Here is an 18,578-nt window from a genome sequence, read left to right as displayed (position 1 = left end):
GGTTGCACCCTGCGCCTGCAGAGGCAACGGCCGGGGCATAAGCAACATCAAAAGCGGGTTTCCTGCGGGATTGGCGGGGTGGGTCCAGTTGCGGGGGACGCCGTAAATACGTCCATGTAGGCTCGGTCGCCGCATCCATGCGGCTCACGCCCCCGCAACCGAACCCGCCCCGCCTTCGACAGATCTCCGCGATCTGCAGTAGATCCACGCCATGCGTGGATGAATCTCCATCGGAATCGAATATTTCGAATTGGAATCGAAATGCATCCACGCATGGCGTGGATCTACCGTGTCGACCAAGGTCGACACCTACCAACAGCAGCAGGAATCTGTCAGAGGTGGGGCGGTGTGGGTTGGCAGGACCGTTGGCGCCATGGATGGCGCCATCGAGCCCCCAGGGACGGGTTTACGGCGTGTCCTGCCAACCCACACCGCCCCGCCAAACCACGGAATGCCGCTGTCGCTGTTGCTGTTGCTGTTGAGGTTGCCGGCCAGCGGCCGGCACTACCACGGGTGCAGGGCGCAGCCCTGCCGGCACCCCTCAACGGCGGCGGCGCTTGCGGTCCACGTACAGGGTCTTGGCAATGCTCAGCACGATGCCTACCGCAATGCCGACACCACAGCCCAGCAGCAGGTTGTCGGCGCTCAGGCCTACGCCCACGCCCACCACCGTGGCAATGACCATCTCGACAGTGTGGGAAATCGGTTCGGGCTTCGGGGCGGACATGCAGACTCCAGCGTCAGATCGGTACATCGGGAGGGGCCGACGGCCCAGAAACGACGAAGCCGGGTTGCCCCGGCCTCGTCTGGTGTCACCTGCAGCGGGCCGTCAGTGCGATTCGGCCGGGCCTGCGATCGGCGGCAGCGGGCGGGCATCACCGCCCTTGTCGCTGCCACCGTCCTTGTTCGACTTGCTCCAGCCGGCCGGCGGCGGCGGATCGCGGCCTTCCATGATGGCGTCGATCTGCGGCGCGTCGATGGTCTCGTACTGCAGCAGCAGCTGCGACATCGCGTGCAGCTTGTCGATGTTGTCGGTCAGCAGCTGCGTGGTGCGGGCGTAAGCCTTGTCGAGGATGTTGCGCACTTCCTCGTCGATGCGGCGCGCGGTGTCGTTGGACACGCTCTTGTGCTGGGTGACCGAGCGACCCAGGAACACTTCGTCGTCCTCTTCACCATAGGCGATCGGGCCGAGCTGCTCGGACAGGCCCCACTTGGTGACCATGTTGCGGGCCATCTTGGTGGCACGCTCGATATCGTTGGACGCACCGGTGGTGACCTTGTCCTCGCCGAAGATCAGCTCTTCAGCGACGCGGCCGCCGTACAGCGAGCACAGCTGCGACTGGATCGCCACGCGGTTCATCGAGTACTTGTCGCCTTCCGGCAGGTACATGGTCACACCCAGCGCACGGCCGCGCGGAATGATGGTGACCTTGTAGACCGGGTCATGCTCGGGCACCAGGCGGCCGACGATGGCGTGGCCGGCTTCGTGGTACGCGGTCAGGGTCTTCTCGTCCTCGCTCATGGCCATCGAGCGGCGCTCGGCACCCATCAGGATCTTGTCGCGGGCACGGTCGAAGTGGTCCATGCGGACTTCCTTCTCGTTGCCACGCGCGGCGAACAGGGCCGCCTCGTTGCAGAGGTTGGCCAGGTCGGCACCGGAGAAGCCCGGGGTACCCCGCGCGATCACCATCGGCTCGACGTCGTCGGCCAGCGGCAGCTTGCGCATGTGCACCTTCAGGATGTGCTCGCGGCCCTTCACGTCAGGCAGGCCGACCACGACCTGGCGGTCGAACCGGCCCGGGCGCAGCAGCGCCGGATCCAGCACGTCCGGACGGTTGGTCGCGGCGATCACGATCACGCCTTCGCCGCCCTCGAAACCATCCATCTCGACCAGCAGCTGGTTCAGGGTCTGCTCGCGCTCGTCATGACCGCCGCCAAGGCCGGCGCCGCGGTGGCGACCGACGGCATCGATTTCGTCGATGAAGATGATGCACGGCGCGTGCTTCTTGGCCTGCTCGAACATGTCGCGCACGCGGCTGGCGCCGACGCCGACGAACATTTCAACGAAGTCCGAGCCGGAGATCGAGAAGAACGGCACCTTGGCCTCGCCGGCGATGGCCTTGGCCAGCAGCGTCTTGCCGGTACCCGGCGGGCCCACCATCAATACGCCGCGCGGAATCTTGCCGCCCAGCTTGGTGAACTTGGACGGATCGCGCAGGAAGTCGACCAGCTCGCCCACTTCTTCCTTGGCCTCGTCGCAGCCGGCGACGTCGGCGAAGGTCACCTTGATCTGGTCTTCGCCCTGCAGCTTGGCGCGCGACTTGCCGAAGGACATCGCGCCCTTGGCACCGCCACCGCCGCCCTGCATCTGGCGCATGATGAACAACCAGAAGCCGATGATCAGGATGACCGGCAGGAAATTCATCAGGATCGCACCCAGGGAGATGCCGCTGGACGGCTCCTCCTGCACGATCTCCACGTTCTTGGTGCGCAGCACGTTGATCAGGTCACGATCAAACGGTGCGGTGATGGTGGACGACTGCCCACCGCGGGTGGTGTAGGTCAGCTGGCTGGTGCCGCCGCGCATGTCGCCGCCGAAGGCGACCTTCTGCACGTTGCCGCTGTCCACCTGGTCCAGGAACTGCGAATACGACGCGCCCTGCGCCCCAGCCCCGGAGGTCTTGGGCGAGAAGCTCTGGAAGACCACCATCAGCACGACGGCGACGACCACCCATAGCAGGAGGTTCTTGGTCAAGTCGTTCATCCTCATTGGCTCCGGTGTTCCTCTCAGTGCTGGCGTTGCGTTGGGGTCGAACTTGCGTACGTTGCGAGCTTACTTCATGTGGGCGCGTTTTCCCTGACCCAAGGCATACACCTCGGGAGAGCGCTTGCGCGACGCTTCCGGCTTGCGGATGGAGACCTTGTCGTACCGGCGGCGCATGTCGCGCACGTAGTCGTCAAAGCCTTCGCCCTGGAACAGCTTGATCAGGAATGCCCCACCGGTCTTGAGGTGGTTGTCGGCAAAATCCAGGGCCAGCTCCGCCAGGTGCATCATCCGCGGCTGGTCGACCGCGCCCACACCACTCTTATTGGGGGCCATGTCCGACAGCACAAGGTCTACCGGCTGATCCCCGAGCATGGCTTCAAACTGCGATAGGACGGCTTCTTCCCTGAAGTCACCGTGAAGGAACTCCACACCGGCCAGCGGCGGCATGTCCAGGATGTCCAGGGCCAGCACGCGGCCGGTATCGCCGATCTGTCTCCGGACCTGCTGAGACCACCCGCCCGGGGCCGCTCCCAGGTCGACCACCACCATGTGCGGCTTCAGCAACCGGTCACGTTCGAGCAGCTCTTCGAGCTTGTAGGCGGCGCGCGAGCGCATGCCCTCGGCCTGCGCCTTCTTCACGAAGGGGTCGGAGAAGTGTTCCTTGAGCCAGCGCTGGCTGCTTTTGCTGCGGGTAGCCATTGAAAATAGGGGCTGATGGGGTCCTCATGATACCCTGATCGCCCCATTCAACCGTCTTTTCCTGCATGTCCATCGCCCTGACCGCCTCCCAGACCCGTTTCCTGCGCGGCCAAGCCCACGACCTGAAGGCCCTGCTGCAGACCGGCGGCAAGGGCGTGACCCCGGCCTTCATCGCTGAGCTGAATGAAGTGCTGGAGCGCCACGAGCTGGTCAAGGTGAAGGTCGCAGCCGAAGACCGTGACGCCCGCGATGTGATGATCGGCGAGATCGTCGAAGCCACCGGGAGTGCGCTGGTGCAGCGCATCGGCCACGTCGCCGTGCTGTACCGGCCGAGCAGGGAACAGCGCCAGATCGTGCTGCCGCGCGGCTGATCGCCCTACCGCCATGCAGCTGAACCACGAGCCGCCTGATTACGCCTACAGCCTGCGCGCCGCCGACGGCCGCTCCGCGCGGGTCAACGAGCAGGTGCTGGACAGCAGTTTCTTCCTGACCCCCGAGCAGCTGGTCGAGCAGTGGCCGGTGGTGCGTTCAGCCGAGCTGCAGGTGGCCGACCTGGAGCCGATCCTGGCACTGAACCCGGCACTGATCGTGCTCGGCACCGGCGAACGCCAGGTGTTTCCGCCTGCCGCAGTGATGGCGGCCTGCCTGTCGCGCGGCATCGGCCTGGAAGTGATGAACAATCCCGCCGCCGCCCGTACGTTCAACATTCTTGCCGGTGAAGGCCGCAAGGTTGCGGCCGCTTTCATTCTGGAAGGTTGAGCCGGGCATGACCCGGCGCTACCGGTGCGCGGCGGTACAACGGAAGGCCGAGAAGTCCTTCAGCCGTCCGATCAGGCTGCCACCCTGGCCCCAGCGGATGTCCATGATTTTCCAGTCCTGGCCCTGCTGCTGCAGCAGGACCCGGTCGGTCCAGCGATAGTCGCCTATCGCCATCTCGACGGGTATCCAGGCCGCATCGCCACTCACCCCGGGCAGCCCAATCTTTACCGTTTCCGGTCGATCCGGGGCCATGAGATAGGGGCTCTGGTCCAGCATGTGCGGCTTTTCGTCCGGCGCAGCCAGTGCGGTGCAGGCCCGTTCGTAGCCGCGCTGCGCATCGATGGCGGCGCGCAGGGCATCGCCCAGCAGCGGTGCGATCACCCCCTGATCCGGCCCGCCGGCCTGTAGGGTCGCATAGAAGCGGGTGGCCACGTCACGTGGATCGCTGGCGGCGGTCGCCAATGGCGCGACGATGAGCAGCACGAAAAGGGCTGTTGGGCGAGACATACGGCACCGGATCGGGGGCTGGTTCCGTTGAAGCATGCCGCTTCCCTGGCTTGCCGGGAAGCTTGAGATGCGCCACTCAAGGTCGCAAACGGCCACCCACGGCGGCCCGCGTACAGCGAGTCGAGCATGGCTCGACTCTACAGGTCGGGAACGCCGGGCATCGCCCGGCGCTACCCGCACCTGCCTGCGTCAGCGTGCCGGCAGGTACTGCTGCGGATCGACCGGCTTGCCGTTGTAACGGATCTCGAAGTGGACCATGTCGCGGTTCGCACCGGTGCGGCCCATCTCGGCGATCTGCTCGCCGGCCTTCACGCTCTGCCCTTCGTTCACCAGGCGCTTGCGGTTATGGCCATAGGCCGACAGCCACTGGTCGCTGTGCTTGATGATGATCAGCTCGCCGTAGCCGACCAGGCCGGCGCCGGAGTACACCACCACGCCGTTGGCGGTGGCCTTGACCGGCTGGCCGCTGGTACCGGCAATGTCCACGCCCTGCTTGGTCGCGTCGCCGGCCACATAGCGGCCGACGATGGCGCCATCGGCCGGCCAGCGCCAGGCGATGTTGCTCTTCACCGGTCCGGCCGGTGCGGTGACCGGTGCCGTACTGCCGGTGCTGCCGCCCGGACGCGGCGCGGTCACCACGGTGGTCGGCGCGCGGCCACCGCTGGCACCCGGCGGATACAGGCGGATCACCTGGCCCGGGTAGATGGTCGAGGGATTGTCCAGGCTGTTCCAGGCAATCAGATCGGCCGGTGTGATGTCGTGGATGCGGGCCAGTGCATAGATGGTGTCGCCTTTGCGCACGACCACGGTCTGTCCCGGCTTGGGCACCGAGGTCTTCGGCGTGGTCACCCCGCCACTGTTGCTGCTGCCCCCGGGTCGCACCACGGTGGCGGTGCCACAGGCTGCCAGGGTGGAAACCAGCAACGCCAGCGCGCCGATGCGCACTCCCTTGCTCAGACGATCAGGACTCATGCGAACTTCGACCTCCATACAAGCCAGGCGATCAGCACCACCACCAACGCGGTGGCGATCCAGCCCAGCGGTTCAATCCAGCGCCGCAGCGCCGCTTCGGCACGCGCACCACCGATGCGGATGACCGCGGCCAGCACAAACACGCGCTTGCCACGACCGATCAGCATGCTCAACAGGTACTGCGGCATCGGTACGCCGACGATACCCGATGCCCACGTGAAGACCTTCATCGGGATGGGCATGAAGCCGCCCAGCACCAGGAAGGTGAACACTGCCCACGGCGATTCGGCCATCTTCGCCTGCACGGTGGTAATGCCCTGCTCGATCGCCGGCAGCATGCCCAGCGCCTCGAACAGTGGCTTGATCGCCTCGAAGGCGTAATGCCCCAGCGCGTAGCCGACCAGTGCGCCAGCCATCGAGCCAGCCAGACTGAGGGTGGCGAACCACCAGCCCCGCTTCGGCTGGGCCACGCACATTGGCGCCAGCATCACCTCCGGCATCACCGGGAAGATGATCGCTTCGAAGAAGCTCAACACCGTCAGGTAGGTCGGCGCACGTTCGTGCGCCGCCCACTTCATCGCCCGCTCGTACAGCGGCCCGAAAATCTTCATGCAACCCCGCTCCGTGGATTAGTCCAGCATGCCAGACAGCAGCGGCACGAAGGTGACCGGTGCCAGCACGCGTTGTTCGATGCTGCCGTCAGCGCGGCGGTCCAGCTGCACCAGCGACTGCCCGCCCGGCCCGCCGACCGGCGCCACCAGGCGGCCGCCTTCGGCCAGCTGCTCCACCAGTGCATCGACCAGGGCCGGTGCCGCCGCAGTGACCACGATGGCATCGAACGGACCGTGCTCGGCCCAGCCAACGCGACCATCGTCATGCTTGGTACGGATGTTCATGCCCAGCGCACGGAAGCGCTTGCGTGCCTGCCGCAGCAGGTCACCGATGCGCTCCACGGTATAGACTTCCAGGCCCAACGCGCCAAGGATGGCTGCCTGGTAGCCCGAGCCGGTGCCGACTTCCAGCACGCGCTTCGGTGCGACCTGCAGCACGGCCTCGGTCATCCGCGCCACCACCCAGGGCTGCGAGATGGTCTGGCCGTGACCGATCGGCAACGCGGTGTCCTCATAGGCGCGCGAGGCCAGTGCCTCGTCGATGAACAGATGGCGCGGCACCACCCGGATCGCATTCAAGGTTGCCTCGTCGACGATGCCGGCTTCGCGCAGGCGATCGACCAGGCGGTCACGCACGCGCTGCGAGGTCATGCCGATACCCACGGCTTCCGGCTGCAGTCGCAGGCGCGGACTCATGCCGGCTGGTCCAGCGCGGCGCTGAGGCCGCCGACCCAGCTGGCCACCTTTTCAAGGGCCTGGTAGCGGGTCAGGTCCACCTGGATCGGCGTGATCGAAATATGGCCGGTGCGCACGGCGTGGAAGTCGGTACCGGGCCCGGAGTCCTGCTCGCGGCCGGCCGGGCCGATCCAGTAGACCTCGTTGCCGCGCGGATCCTTCTGCGCGATACAGCCTTCGGCGCGATGCCGGTTGCCGAGACGGGTGACCTCGAAGCCCTTGACCTCGTTCCACGGCAGGTCCGGCACGTTGACGTTGAGGATGGTGTCGGCCGGCAGCGGATCGGCCTTGAGCCGGGTGACGATCTCCACCGCCGCGCGTGCAGCGGTTTCGTAGTGCTTCGGATCGTGGTTGCGGCTGACCAGCGACACCGCCACGGCGGGCAGTCCAAGGAAGCGACCTTCCATCGCTGCCGAGACGGTGCCGGAGTAGATCACGTCATCGCCGAGATTGGCGACGTTGTTGATGCCGGACACGACAATGTCGGGCTCGAATTCGAGCAGGCCGGTCAACGCCAGATGCACGCAGTCGGTCGGTGTGCCGGCCACCGAGACGGTGTAATGGTCGATGCGCTTGAGCCGGATCGGCAGGTCCAGGGTCAGCGAATTGCTGGCACCGGAGCGGTCGCGGTCGGGCGCGACCACCGTCACTTCATGGCCAGCCTCGCGCAGCACCGAGGCAAGCATCCGGATGCCTGCGGCGTCGACACCATCGTCGTTACTGACCAGGATTCGCATCTTCGATTTAACCGCTTGATTTTCCAAGAATTCGATTCCGTCACCGTGCAGTGTGGGCGGGACCGTCGCGCTCCCCTGCGGAAGCCGTCGACCCTGCAAGGGCATCGTCTATTGTGCCGCATGCGGGCCGCCGGTCCTACCCTGCCGGCGGTCACGACCGACATCGAACCGTCATAGGCAGACCTGCGCCGGCGGTTTACCCTGTGCGCATGTCGCACCCTGAAGACGAAGATCCCGCCGCGCTGTTCCGTGCGGCCATCGGCGCCGTGACGCCGCTGCGCAAGGATGCCGAGCCGGCACCGGCGGCACCTCGGCCGAAGCCGCGCGCGCGCATGGCCGAACGTGACGAGGCCGAAGCGGCCGGCGAGTTCGCGCGGCTGCTGCGCGACAGCACGCCGCTGGAAGCGGGCGATGTGGCCAGCTATCGCCGCGACAATCTGCCACCCCGCCTGTTCCAGCGCCTCAAGCGTGGCCAGTACTCGGTGCAGGACGAGCTGGACCTGCACGGCGCCACCGCCGCGCAGGCCGAAGCGCTGCTGCGCCAGTTCCTGCAGGAAGCGCACGCACACGACCATGGCTGCGTGCGCATCATCCACGGCAAGGGCCTGCAGTCCGACGGTGGCGCACCGGTACTGAAGAACCTGGTCGACCGCCTGCTGCGGCTGCGCAATGACGTGCTGGCCTTCCATTCGGCGCCCACCGGGCAAGGCGGCACCGGCGCGGTGCTGGTGCTGCTGGCGCGTCGCTGAAAAAAGGGGACGGAGGGGATTAAGCCGTTTGTGCCACAAACGACTTAATCCCCTCCGTCCCCATTTTCTGTCAGGCCTGCGAGGCGTCTTCGACCGGGCCCAGCTCGTGCAGTACCGCGGTGGCGTAGCAGCCCGGCGGCAACGCGAACGAGAGTTCCAATACATCACTGGCCAGCCACTGATGCTGCAGCAACGCCGGGCGCAGGCGCAGCGCGCGGCGCTCCTGCTTCAGCCGCGCGTCTTCCAGGCCGGCTCGCAGCGCCTTTGATTCGTCGTCGTCCAGTGCGGCCAGCTCCAGCTCGCGCGCGGCATCGGCGCTGCGCAGTTCGCCCTCGCCCCACAACGGTGCACTAGGATGGATGTCGAACCGCGCGAGGCGCTCGGCCAGCACATCGGTGTACGGCTCGGGGCCGAACACGCTGCGACTGCCGTCGAGCATCCACACCTCGCCGTCCAGCGGCTGATCCCAGCTGCCCTGCTCCACGCGCGCGGCCAGCACGCGGTTGAACAGCGCCGAGCGGGCCGCCGACAACAGCAGCGAACGCTGGTCCTTGCGCATGCGCCGACCACCAAACATGGCCAGTGCCGCCGGTACATTGCCGCCGTCGCGGCCAAAGCGCTGCTCGCCGAACCAGTTCGGCAGGCCGCGTTCGGCGATCTGCTGCAAACGCTTGCTGATCGCTGCAGCATCGCCCCGCACCTCGCGCAGCACCAGCTTGAAGCGGTTGCCGGCCAAGGCGCCGCGCTGCAGCTTGCGGTTGTGCCAGGCGGACTCGATCACCTCGATCTCATCACTGGCCAATTCGGCCAGGTCCGGCGCGACGCGCTTGGGCAAGTGCACGCTGAAGCGCTGGGTGGTGACTGCATGGCGGTCCTTCATGCCGGCGTAGCTGACTGCCATTTCCGGCAGGCCGGCCCACTTGGCCAGCAGCTTGGCCACGTGCACGGTGTTGGCACCACGCTTGCGGATGTGCAGCAGCAGGTGCTCGCCTTCGCCGGTGGCCTCGAAGGCCGGCAGTTCGTCCACCTGGAAATCTTCGGGCGTCGTGCGGATGCGCGCCGTCAGCAGCGCCGCGCCAAACGCGAGCGGTACCGGAATCATGCCGCCACCAGCAGCACGACGGCCTGCGCCGCGATGCCTTCACTGCGGCCGGTGAAACCCAGCTTCTCCGAGGTGGTCGCCTTGACGCTGACCGCATCCAGCGGCAACTGCAGCAGCCCACCGATGCGCTCACGCATCGCCAGGGCATGCGGGCCGACCTTGGGCCGCTCGCAGATCACGGTGATGTCGGTGTTCCCTACGCGCCAGCCGCGCTCGCGCAGCAGGCTGTCGCAGTGGCGCACGAACTCGCTGCTGTCAGCGCCCTTCCATCGATCGTCACTCGGCGGGAAGTGCTGGCCGATGTCACCCAGCGCCAGCGCGCCGAGCATGGCATCACAGAGGGCATGCAGGATCACGTCGCCATCGCTGTGCGCGAGCACGCCGCAGCTGTGCGGCACGTTCACTCCGCCGAGCATGATGTGATCGCCTTCACCGAAGGCATGGACGTCGTAGCCCTGGCCGATGCGGACGGGCGGGAACGGTGCGGTGCTCATGGATGCAACCCTTGCAGCAGGGCCGCGCGGACGGTCAGCCGGCGCGGCGGGAAAGTACGAATTCGAACCGGTCCAGATCGGCCGGGGTGGTGACCTTGAAGTTGTCCTCGCTGCCTTCCACCAGCAGCGGACGCTGGCCCTGACGCTCCATCGCCATTGCCTCGTCGGTGACTTCAACACCGGCGGCGGCGGCCTCGGCCAGCGCGCGGCTCAGCTGGTGGCGACGGAACAACTGCGGCGTCAGTGCACGCCACAGGCGTTCGCGCGGCTCGGTGGCATCGATGCCACCGTCGTCGCCCGCACGCTTGAGCGTGTCGCGCACCGGTGCGGCCAGGATCGCGCCGACCGGGTCGGTACGACCGACCTCAAGCAGGCGGCCAAGATCGGCCAGCGACAGGTTCGGCCGCGCCGCATCGTGGACCAGCACGAATTCATCGGCGCGCACCGAGTCCGGCAGCGCCTGCAACCCGGCCAGCACCGAGGCGGCACGCGTGGCACCGCCGGTGCAGGTCAGCACCGGCTTGCCGGACCATTCACTCCAGCCCGGCCAGTCGGCGTCGTCCTGGCCGATCACCACCATCGCCCCGGCCACGGCCGGGTGCGCGAGCAGCGCGTCCAGGGTGTGGGCGAGCAGGATCTGCCCGCCGGCCTGCAGGTACTGCTTGGGCAGCGGCGCACCGAAGCGGGCACCACGGCCGGCCGCCGGAACCACCACCCAGATCGCTGCGCTCATGGCACGTCCGCCGGATGTTCGCCGGCCTGGACATTGACGCCCGCAGCGGGTTGCGCAGGGGGCGCCGGCGCATCCTCGACCACGCGGTAGAACTTCTCGCCGGGCTTGATCATGCCCAGCTCGCTGCGCGCGCGCTCCTCGATGGCGGACTGGCCTTCCTTGAGGTCCTTCACTTCGGCAGCCAGCGCGTCGTTGCGCTGCTGCAGACCCTCATTGTCCCGCTCCTGGTTGGCGACCTGGGCTTCGAGCATCATCACTTCGCCCGAGTTGCCCGGACCGAACCAGAAGCGGTACTGCAGCCAGCCCAGCAACAGGGCCAGCACCAGCAGCATCCAGCGCCAGTCGCGCATCGGCTCAGCGCTTCAGCGAAACGAACGCGTCACGACCGGCGTAACGCGCGCCGGCGCCGAGGGCTTCCTCGATGCGCAGCAGCTGGTTGTACTTGGCCACGCGATCGCTGCGGCACAGCGAGCCGGTCTTGATCTGGGTGGCCGTGGTGGCCACCGCGATGTCGGCAATGGTGGTGTCTTCGGTTTCGCCCGAGCGGTGCGAGACCACGGCGGCATAGCCAGCGCGGTCGGCCATGGCGATCGCTTCCAGGGTTTCGCTGAGGGTGCCGATCTGGTTGACCTTGATCAGGATCGCGTTGGCGGTGCCCGAGTCGATGCCTTCCTGGAAGATCTTCGGGTTGGTCACGAACAGGTCGTCGCCGACCAGCTGCACCTTCTTGCCGATGCGGTCGGTCAGCAGCTTCCAGCCGGCCCAGTCGTTCTCGGCCAGGCCATCTTCAATCGTGATGATCGGGTACTGCGCGGCCCAGTCGGCGAGGAAGTCGACGAACTGCTCGGAGGTCAGGCGCTTGTTCTCGCCCACCAGGTTGTACTTGCCGTTCTCGAAGAACTCGCTGGAGGCCACGTCCAGGCCCAGCAGTACGTCTTCACCGGCGGTGTAGCCGGCCTTGCCGATCGCTTCGAGGATGGTGTCCAGCGCTTCAACGTTGCTGCGGAAGTCCGGCGCGAAGCCGCCTTCATCGCCCACCGCCGTGCTCAGGCCGTGGCCCTTCAGCACCGACTTCAGCGAATGGAAGATCTCGGTACCGGCACGCAGCGCTTCAGAGAACGAGGTGAAGCCCACCGGCAGCACCATGAACTCCTGGAAGTCGACGTTGTTGTCGGCGTGCGCACCGCCGTTGATGATGTTCATCATCGGCACCGGCAGCGACGGGGTCACGCCGGTCTTGCCGACCAGGTACTGCCACAATGCCTGCTTGCTCGAGGCGGCAGCGGCGTGCGCGGCGGCCATCGAAACACCCAGCAGCGCGTTGGCACCCAGGCGGCCCTTGTTCTCGGTGCCGTCGAGGTCGATCAGGCGACGGTCGAGGCCGGCCTGGTCGGTGGCTTCGAAGCCCTTCAGCGCATTGGCGATGGTGGTGTTGACGTTGTCGACAGCCTTGCGCACGCCCTTGCCCAGGTAACGGGTCTTGTCGCCGTCACGCAGCTCGACCGCTTCCTTGGTGCCGGTCGAGGCGCCGGAGGGAACTGCGGCGCGACCGAACGAACCGTCCTCCAGGATGACTTCGGCTTCCAGCGTGGGGTTGCCACGGCTGTCGAGGATTTCACGGGCATGGATGCTGCGGATCGTACTCATGGTCGGGCCGGTTACCTGTCTGAAGAGGGGGCGACAAAACGAATGCCGCGTGATTATCCCCGGCTGCCCGCCACTTGCCAAATGGCGCGGGCGCCGTCAGGCCAGACGGGCCCCGATCACCATCAGGATCAACGACATCATCACCACCAGCAGGCCACCGGCGATGGTGGCGAGCACGCCGCCGCGGCCCCGACGCCAGGCCATCACCATCGCCACCAGGCTGCCAACGAACGACAGCACAAGCATGGCCAGTGCAGCCAGAATCCAGTACTGCATGGCCTGCACGCCATGATTGCCATCACCGGGCGAGCCGACACTGGCAGCGAAAGCGAGCACGGCTGCGGTCAACCCGGCCCACGAAAGCACCGCCAGCGCCAGCGCGATCAGGCCCCAGGGCCGATCACGCGCTGCCAGGGCCGCATTCATCAGAGCAGCCCGTAGAACAGGGCGCCGAGCCACAACGAGAGCAGGATGATCGCCAGGCCGGCAGTCACCTTGCCACGGTTCAGGCGCCAGGCCAGTCCGGCGGCAGCGATGCAGCCCAGGGCCGCCACCAACTCCCCGGCCAGCAGCGCGATGAAGCAGGCCCGCAGGTTGAAAGCGCTGCCACCATCACCCGGCGGGCGCACGGACGCGGCGCCGATCAGCACCAGCCCGAACATGCCCACGGTGAACAGCACCGCCAGGCCCAGCGCGACCGGGCCCCACGGCCACTGCCTCCAGTGCCGGCGGCGGCGCTGGTTTCCCAGCGCCTGCCACGGGTCACGACTCACGCGAAGCGCGAGAAGCCGTGCTTCTTGGTCACTGCGTCGAGTTCCATCAGGGTCTCGAGCAGGGCTTCCATCTGGTCCAGCGGCCATGCATTCGGGCCATCGGACAGCGCCTTGGACGGATCCGGATGGGTCTCGGCGAACAGGCCGGAGATGCCCACCGCCACCGCGGCACGGGCCAGCACCGGCACATGTTCGCGCTGCCCGCCCGAGCTGGTGCCCTGCCCGCCCGGCAACTGCACCGAATGGGTGGCGTCGAACACTACCGGGCAACCGGTGTCGCGCATCACCGCCAGCGAACGCATGTCGCTGACCAGATTGTTGTAGCCGAAGCTGGCACCGCGCTCGCAGACCATGATCTGCTCGTTGCCGGTGGCTTTGGCCTTCTCCACCACCGGCTTCATGTCCCACGGCGCCAGGAACTGGCCCTTCTTGATGTTGACCGGCTTGCCAGCCGAGCACACCTTGCGGATGAAGTCGGTCTGGCGGACCAGGAACGCCGGGGTCTGCAGCACGTCCACCACCGAGGCCACTTCGTCCATCGGGGTGTACTCATGGACGTCGGTCAGCACCGGCACGCCGATCTGCTTCCTGACCTCGGCCAGGACCTTCAGGCCCTCTTCCATGCCCGGGCCGCGGAACGCGGTGCCCGAGGTGCGGTTGGCCTTGTCGAAACTGGACTTGAAGATGAAATTGACGCCGAGCTTGTCGGTGATCTCCTTCAGCTTGCCGGCGGTATCGAGCTGCAGCTGCATCGACTCGATCACGCAGGGGCCGGCGATCAGGAACAGGGGCTGGTCCAGCCCGACCTCGAATCCACACAGTTTCATGGCGTTTCCTTGTTGTCCGCAGCACCGGACGGGCCGATGCGCTGGGGGTTGAAGCATGCAGGATGGGGGCCGAAGCCCCCATTCACAAGTCAGGCGCGCACTTCGGAAAGCAGCTTGCCGCCCGCCTTGCGCTCACGCGCGGCACGGATGAAACCGATGAACAGCGGGTGGCCGTCACGCGGCGTGGACAGGAACTCCGGATGCGCCTGGCAGGCCAGGAACCACGGGTGTGCATCACGCGGCAGTTCCACCACTTCCACCAGGGTGTCGTCCATCGACTTGCCGGCAATCACCAGGCCGGCGTCTTCCAGCTGGGTGCGGTAGCGGTTGTTGAACTCGTAGCGGTGGCGGTGGCGCTCGGCGACCACGTCCTTGCCGTACAGCTCGCGGGCCAGCGTGCCCGGCTTCAGGCGCTGCTCCTGCAGGCCCAGGCGCATGGTGCCGCCGAGGTCGCTCTTGTCATCGCGCTTCTCGACATCACCGCTGGCGGTACGCCATTCGGTGATCAGGCCGATCACCGGGTTCGGCGACTGGCGGTCGTTCTCGGTGCTGTTGGCGCCTTCCAGGCCGACCACGTTGCGTGCGTAATCGACCACGGCCGCCTGCATGCCGTAGCAGATGCCGAAGTACGGCACCTGCTGTTCGCGGGCGAACTTCGAAGTCAGCACCTTGCCTTCGAAACCACGGTCACCGAAACCACCCGGCACCAGGATGCCGTCGACATCGGCCAGTGCGGCCATGTCGGTGCCTTCCAGGTCCTGCGCTTCCAGCCACTTCAGGTTGACCTTGGTGCGCTGGCGCAGGCCGCCGTGCTTGAGCGCCTCGCCCACCGACTTGTAGGCGTCCTGGTGGTCGACGTACTTGCCGACCACGGCGATGGTCACTTCGTCCAGCGGATGCAGGGTCGCGTCGACCGCGTCCTCCCACATCGACAGGTCGACCGGGCCGGCCTTGTCGGCCAGCTTCAGCTGGTTGACCACGATCTCGTCCAGGCCCTGCGCGTGCAGGCCGGACGGGATGCGGTACAGCACGTCCACGTCCGGCACGCTGATCACCGCGCGCTCGGAGACGTTGGTGAACTGGGCGATCTTGCGGCGTTCCGAATCCGGCACCGCCTGCTCGGAGCGGCACAGCAGCACGTCCGGCTGGATGCCGATCGAGCGCAGTTCCTTCACCGAATGCTGGGTCGGCTTGGTCTTCAGCTCGCCAGCGGCGCCGATGTACGGCACCAGGGTAAGGTGCATGAACAGTGCCTTCTCCGGGCCACGCTCGGTGCGCACCTGGCGGATCGCTTCCAGGAACGGCAACGACTCGATGTCGCCTACCGTACCGCCGATCTCGACCAGCGCCACGTCGTAGCCTTCGGTGGCTTCGTCGATGCAGCGGCGGATTTCGTCGGTGATGTGCGGAATGACCTGCACGGTCGCGCCCAGGTAGTCGCCGCGGCGCTCCTTGCGGATCACGTTCTCGTAGATGCGACCGGTGGTGACCGAGTTCTTGCGGCTCAGGCGGGTGCGCACGAAGCGCTCGTAGTGGCCCAGGTCGAGGTCGGTCTCGGCGCCGTCGTCGGTGACGTAGACCTCACCGTGCTGGAACGGGCTCATGGTGCCCGGGTCGACGTTGATGTAAGGGTCGAGCTTCATCATCGTGACCTTCAGGCCACGGGCTTCGAGAATAGCGGCCAGTGACGCGGCGGCAATGCCTTTGCCGAGCGAGGACACCACGCCGCCGGTTACGAAAATCAAGGGAGTCATGGCTGCAAGCATCCTGTCTGGAAATGGAAAACGGCAGCACCACGCGCGCCCGGTGGGCGGACATGGAGCTTGAAGGGGGTTTTCCGGTTCGCTGGGGCAGCGAGGGAGGTGCGGGACCGTGCGGCGGCGGGCGCCGGACGGGGACCACCCTGCGAGGTCGGGGCGTCCGTGCCGGTCACATCGACCGTCACCTGCGACCCGCATTGCTGGCGGCCACGCTTGGCCGTGCCAGCCCATTCGCAAAGGGTGGACACGCACTTACTCCCGGAAAGCCATAGTTTACAGATTGATGGCCGCCAACCCAAGGGGCAGTTGCGGCCGTCACCCAAAACAAACGCCCCGCTGAGCGGGGCGTCGGGGGGCGAATCCCTTGCGGCAAGGGCTTCAGAGGACAGAAGCGTTACTTCTTCTTCCTTGCCTCTTCTTCCTCTTCCTGCTGCGGGACCGGCTGGCCCTGCGCCTTCATTTCGGCATTGGCCTGGGCACGGCGCTTGGCCTTGGCGTCGGCCTCGGCCTGCGCCTTGTCGGCCTGGGGACCCTGCTGCGGGGCCGGCTGGCCGGCGTTCTGCGCCAGCACCAGCGGCACTGCAACCGCAGCAGCGGCCAGGATCGCAATGGTCAGCAACTTCTTCATGAGGTCCTCCTCGCGGTATGGCTTGGACGTTTCGACCCAACGGGGGCCGCCGGCGTTCAGATTCCAGCGGCTGCCATTTTACCCCCTCCCCGGCGCCGAGGCTGAACCGCAGGCGTGCAAAATCGCCGTCCAGACCGCACACTTGCGCGTCGCTCCGCGCTTTAGAAGATAGATGAACGCCCGCTATAACGCCGCCGATATTGAAGTCCTGTCCGGCCTTGACCCGGTCAAGCGCCGTCCCGGCATGTATACCGACACCGCGCGCCCGAACCACCTGGCGCAGGAAGTGATCGACAACTCGGTGGACGAGGCCCTCGCCGGCCATGCCCGCTCGATCGAGATCACCCTGTACAAGGATGGCAGCGTGGAGGTCAGCGATGACGGCCGCGGCATGCCGGTGGACATCCACCCGGAAGAGAAGATCCCGGGTGTCGAGCTGATCCTCACCCGCCTGCATGCGGGCGGCAAGTTCAGCAACAACAACTACACTTTCTCCGGCGGCCTGCACGGCGTCGGCGTCAGCGTGGTCAATGCGCTGTCGACCCTGGTCGAGGTGCACATCAAGCGCGAAGGTGCCGAGCACCGCATCACCTTCCGCAACGGCGACCGCGCCACGCCGCTGGAAGTGGTCGGCAGCGTCGGCAAGAAGAACACCGGTACCCGCGTGCGCTTCTGGCCGGACCCGAAGTACTTCGATACGCCCAAGTTCGCGGTGCGCGCATTGAAGCACCTGCTGCGCGCCAAGGCGGTGTTGTGCCCGGGCCTGACCGTCAAGCTGACCGACGAAGCCACCGGTGAAGTCGACACCTGGTACTACGAAGACGGCCTGCGCGATTACCTGAAGCTGGAACTGGGCGAGCGCGAATCGCTGCCGGCCGACCTGTTCGTCGGCAGCCTGAAGAAGGACACCGAGGTGGTGGACTGGGCCGTGGCCTGGCTGCCGGAAGGTGAGCTGGTCCAGGAAAGCTACGTCAACCTGATTCCCACCGCGCAGCACGGCACCCACGTCAACGGCCTGCGCACCGGCCTGACCGAGGCACTGCGCGAGTTCTGCGACTTCCGCAACCTGCTGCCGCGCGGCGTCAAGCTGGCCCCGGAAGACGTCTGGGACCGCGTCTCGTTCGTGCTGTCGCTGAAGATGACCGACCCGCAGTTCAGCGGCCAGACCAAGGAGCGCCTGTCCTCGCGCCAGGCCGCCGGTTTCGTCGAAGGCGCCGCGCATGATGCCTTCAGCCTGCTGCTGAACCAGAACGTGGAGCTGGGCGAGAAGATCGCGCAGATCGCCATCGAGCGCGCCAGTGCGCGCCTGAAGACCGAGAAGCTGGTCGTCCGCAAGAAGGTCACCCAGGGCCCGGCCCTGCCCGGCAAGCTGGCCGACTGCATCAGCCAGGACCTGTCGCGTACCGAGCTGTTCCTGGTGGAAGGTGACTCGGCAGGTGGCAGCGCCAAGCAGGCGCGCGACAAGGATTTCCAGGCCATCATGCCGTTGCGCGGCAAGATCCTGAATACCTGGGAGGTATCTTCCAACAGCGTGCTGGCCTCGGAAGAAGTGCACAACCTGGCCATCGCCATCGGCTGCGATCCCGGCAAGGACGACATCAGCGGCCTGCGCTACGGCAAGGTGATCATCCTGGCCGACGCGGATTCCGACGGCCTGCATATCGCCACCCTGCTGACGGCGCTGTTCCTGAAGCACTTCCCGGCACTGGTCGATGCTGGCCATGTGTTCGTGGCGATGCCGCCGCTGTTCCGCATCGACGTGGGCAAGCAGGTGTTCTACGCCCTGGACGAGGAAGAAAAGCGCTCGATGCTGGACAAGATCGAGCGCGAGAAGATCAAGGGCGCCATCAACGTGACCCGCTTCAAGGGCCTGGGCGAGATGAACCCGCCGCAGCTGCGCGAATCCACCATCCACCCGGATACGCGCCGCCTGGTGCAGCTGACCGTGGACGATGGCGAGCAGACCCGCTCGCTGATGGACATGCTGCTGGCCAAGAAGCGCGCCTCCGACCGCAAGGGCTGGCTGGAAACCAAGGGTGACCTGGCCTCGCTGGAAGTCTGACTGCCGCAGCCCTCCT

General features: G+C 66.6%; 22 protein-coding genes. 4 read left to right on the top strand and 18 right to left on the bottom strand.

The features are described from left to right. Positions 1–541: 541 nt before the first annotated feature. The 3 genes from ARC23_RS03245 to rlmE form a co-directional block, all read right to left on the bottom strand. Entirely contained in the window at positions 542–727 is a 186-nt protein-coding gene (locus tag ARC23_RS03245; protein ID WP_057495899.1) for a hypothetical protein, read from the bottom strand. Positions 728–829: 102 nt separating this feature from the next. After that, positions 830–2,764 carry an ATP-dependent zinc metalloprotease FtsH gene (ftsH, locus tag ARC23_RS03240; protein ID WP_057495898.1) on the bottom strand — a complete coding sequence of 645 codons (1,935 nt, stop codon included), beginning with the start codon at positions 2,762–2,764 and terminating at the stop codon, positions 830–832. A 69-nt stretch (positions 2,765–2,833) separates the two neighbouring features. After that, the gene (gene rlmE, locus ARC23_RS03235) at positions 2,834–3,466 is read right to left on the bottom strand and encodes a 23S rRNA (uridine(2552)-2'-O)-methyltransferase RlmE (protein ID WP_005409014.1); all 633 of its coding nucleotides are present in this window, start codon (positions 3,464–3,466) and stop codon (positions 2,834–2,836) included. A gap of 65 nt (positions 3,467–3,531) precedes the next feature. Between rlmE and yhbY the strand changes: the two genes are divergently transcribed. Together yhbY and ARC23_RS03225 are read left to right on the top strand one after the other, a co-directional pair. Then, entirely contained in the window at positions 3,532–3,837 is a 306-nt protein-coding gene (gene yhbY, locus ARC23_RS03230) for a ribosome assembly RNA-binding protein YhbY (RefSeq protein ID WP_057495897.1), read from the top strand. A 13-nt stretch (positions 3,838–3,850) separates the two neighbouring features. Further along, positions 3,851–4,225, top strand: a complete 375-nt coding sequence (locus tag ARC23_RS03225) for an Mth938-like domain-containing protein (RefSeq protein ID WP_057495896.1) — start codon at positions 3,851–3,853, stop codon at positions 4,223–4,225. Between the two features lie 18 nt (positions 4,226–4,243). Here the strand turns inward: ARC23_RS03225 and ARC23_RS03220 are convergent, their stop codons facing one another. The 5 genes from ARC23_RS03220 to surE all read right to left on the bottom strand — a co-directional run bounded on the left by ARC23_RS03220 (position 4,244) and on the right by surE (position 7,787). Continuing rightward, positions 4,244–4,732 carry a YqhG/Tai3 family protein gene (locus ARC23_RS03220; protein ID WP_057495895.1) on the bottom strand — a complete coding sequence of 163 codons (489 nt, stop codon included), beginning with the start codon at positions 4,730–4,732 and terminating at the stop codon, positions 4,244–4,246. Positions 4,733–4,921: 189 nt separating this feature from the next. Then, complete coding sequence (locus ARC23_RS03215; protein ID WP_057495894.1) at positions 4,922–5,704, bottom strand: peptidoglycan DD-metalloendopeptidase family protein; 783 nt, start codon at positions 5,702–5,704, stop codon at positions 4,922–4,924. Next, on the bottom strand, positions 5,701–6,315 hold the full coding sequence (locus ARC23_RS03210) for a YqaA family protein (protein ID WP_057495893.1): 615 nt from the start codon (positions 6,313–6,315) through the stop codon (positions 5,701–5,703). Before ARC23_RS03210 ends, ARC23_RS03215 begins: the two co-directional genes overlap by 4 nt. 18 nt (positions 6,316–6,333) lie before the next feature. Then, the gene (locus tag ARC23_RS03205; RefSeq protein ID WP_057495892.1) at positions 6,334–7,011 is read right to left on the bottom strand and encodes a protein-L-isoaspartate(D-aspartate) O-methyltransferase; all 678 of its coding nucleotides are present in this window, start codon (positions 7,009–7,011) and stop codon (positions 6,334–6,336) included. After that, entirely contained in the window at positions 7,008–7,787 is a 780-nt protein-coding gene (gene surE, locus ARC23_RS03200) for a 5'/3'-nucleotidase SurE (RefSeq protein ID WP_057495891.1), read from the bottom strand. Before surE ends, ARC23_RS03205 begins: the two co-directional genes overlap by 4 nt. A 209-nt stretch (positions 7,788–7,996) precedes the next feature. Between surE and ARC23_RS03195 the strand changes: the two genes are divergently transcribed. After that, on the top strand, positions 7,997–8,536 hold the full coding sequence (locus ARC23_RS03195) for a Smr/MutS family protein (protein ID WP_057495890.1): 540 nt from the start codon (positions 7,997–7,999) through the stop codon (positions 8,534–8,536). Between the two features lie 70 nt (positions 8,537–8,606). On the opposite strand, the gene truD is transcribed toward ARC23_RS03195, so the two are convergent. The 10 genes from truD to ARC23_RS03145 all read right to left on the bottom strand — a co-directional run bounded on the left by truD (position 8,607) and on the right by ARC23_RS03145 (position 16,500). Further along, entirely contained in the window at positions 8,607–9,638 is a 1,032-nt protein-coding gene (gene truD / locus ARC23_RS03190; protein ID WP_057495889.1) for a tRNA pseudouridine(13) synthase TruD, read from the bottom strand. Further along, complete coding sequence (gene ispF, locus ARC23_RS03185; RefSeq protein WP_057495888.1) at positions 9,635–10,132, bottom strand: 2-C-methyl-D-erythritol 2,4-cyclodiphosphate synthase; 498 nt, start codon at positions 10,130–10,132, stop codon at positions 9,635–9,637. The genes truD and ispF overlap by 4 nt, the downstream gene beginning before the upstream one ends. A gap of 34 nt (positions 10,133–10,166) precedes the next feature. After that, the gene (gene ispD, locus ARC23_RS03180) at positions 10,167–10,865 is read right to left on the bottom strand and encodes a 2-C-methyl-D-erythritol 4-phosphate cytidylyltransferase (protein WP_057495887.1); all 699 of its coding nucleotides are present in this window, start codon (positions 10,863–10,865) and stop codon (positions 10,167–10,169) included. After that, positions 10,862–11,215 (bottom strand): cell division protein FtsB, encoded by a 354-nt coding sequence (gene ftsB / locus ARC23_RS03175; protein ID WP_057495886.1) that lies wholly within the window; start codon positions 11,213–11,215, stop codon positions 10,862–10,864. Before ftsB ends, ispD begins: the two co-directional genes overlap by 4 nt. Before the next feature lie 4 nt (positions 11,216–11,219). Continuing rightward, positions 11,220–12,512 carry a phosphopyruvate hydratase gene (eno, locus tag ARC23_RS03170; RefSeq protein ID WP_057495885.1) on the bottom strand — a complete coding sequence of 431 codons (1,293 nt, stop codon included), beginning with the start codon at positions 12,510–12,512 and terminating at the stop codon, positions 11,220–11,222. Positions 12,513–12,608: 96 nt separating this feature from the next. Next, positions 12,609–12,938: a hypothetical protein gene (locus tag ARC23_RS03165; protein ID WP_057495884.1), complete on the bottom strand. Its 330-nt coding sequence runs from the start codon at positions 12,936–12,938 to the stop codon at positions 12,609–12,611. Continuing rightward, positions 12,938–13,285 carry a hypothetical protein gene (locus ARC23_RS03160; RefSeq protein ID WP_057495883.1) on the bottom strand — a complete coding sequence of 116 codons (348 nt, stop codon included), beginning with the start codon at positions 13,283–13,285 and terminating at the stop codon, positions 12,938–12,940. The genes ARC23_RS03165 and ARC23_RS03160 overlap by 1 nt, the downstream gene beginning before the upstream one ends. Continuing rightward, entirely contained in the window at positions 13,282–14,112 is an 831-nt protein-coding gene (kdsA, locus tag ARC23_RS03155; protein WP_057495882.1) for a 3-deoxy-8-phosphooctulonate synthase, read from the bottom strand. The genes ARC23_RS03160 and kdsA overlap by 4 nt, the downstream gene beginning before the upstream one ends. A gap of 89 nt (positions 14,113–14,201) precedes the next feature. Next, positions 14,202–15,866: a CTP synthase gene (locus tag ARC23_RS03150; protein ID WP_057495881.1), complete on the bottom strand. Its 1,665-nt coding sequence runs from the start codon at positions 15,864–15,866 to the stop codon at positions 14,202–14,204. 400 nt (positions 15,867–16,266) lie between these two features. Next, positions 16,267–16,500 carry a hypothetical protein gene (locus ARC23_RS03145; protein WP_057495880.1) on the bottom strand — a complete coding sequence of 78 codons (234 nt, stop codon included), beginning with the start codon at positions 16,498–16,500 and terminating at the stop codon, positions 16,267–16,269. A gap of 172 nt (positions 16,501–16,672) precedes the next feature. On the opposite strand from ARC23_RS03145, the gene parE reads away from it, so the two are divergent. Continuing rightward, the gene (gene parE, locus ARC23_RS03140; RefSeq protein WP_057495879.1) at positions 16,673–18,562 is read left to right on the top strand and encodes a DNA topoisomerase IV subunit B; all 1,890 of its coding nucleotides are present in this window, start codon (positions 16,673–16,675) and stop codon (positions 18,560–18,562) included. Positions 18,563–18,578 lie beyond the last annotated feature (16 nt).

It is taken from the genome of Stenotrophomonas beteli (genome assembly GCF_001431665.1).
Classification (GTDB): Bacteria; Pseudomonadota; Gammaproteobacteria; order Xanthomonadales; family Xanthomonadaceae; genus Stenotrophomonas; species Stenotrophomonas beteli.
This window is presented reverse-complemented; position numbering and strand designations above follow the sequence as displayed.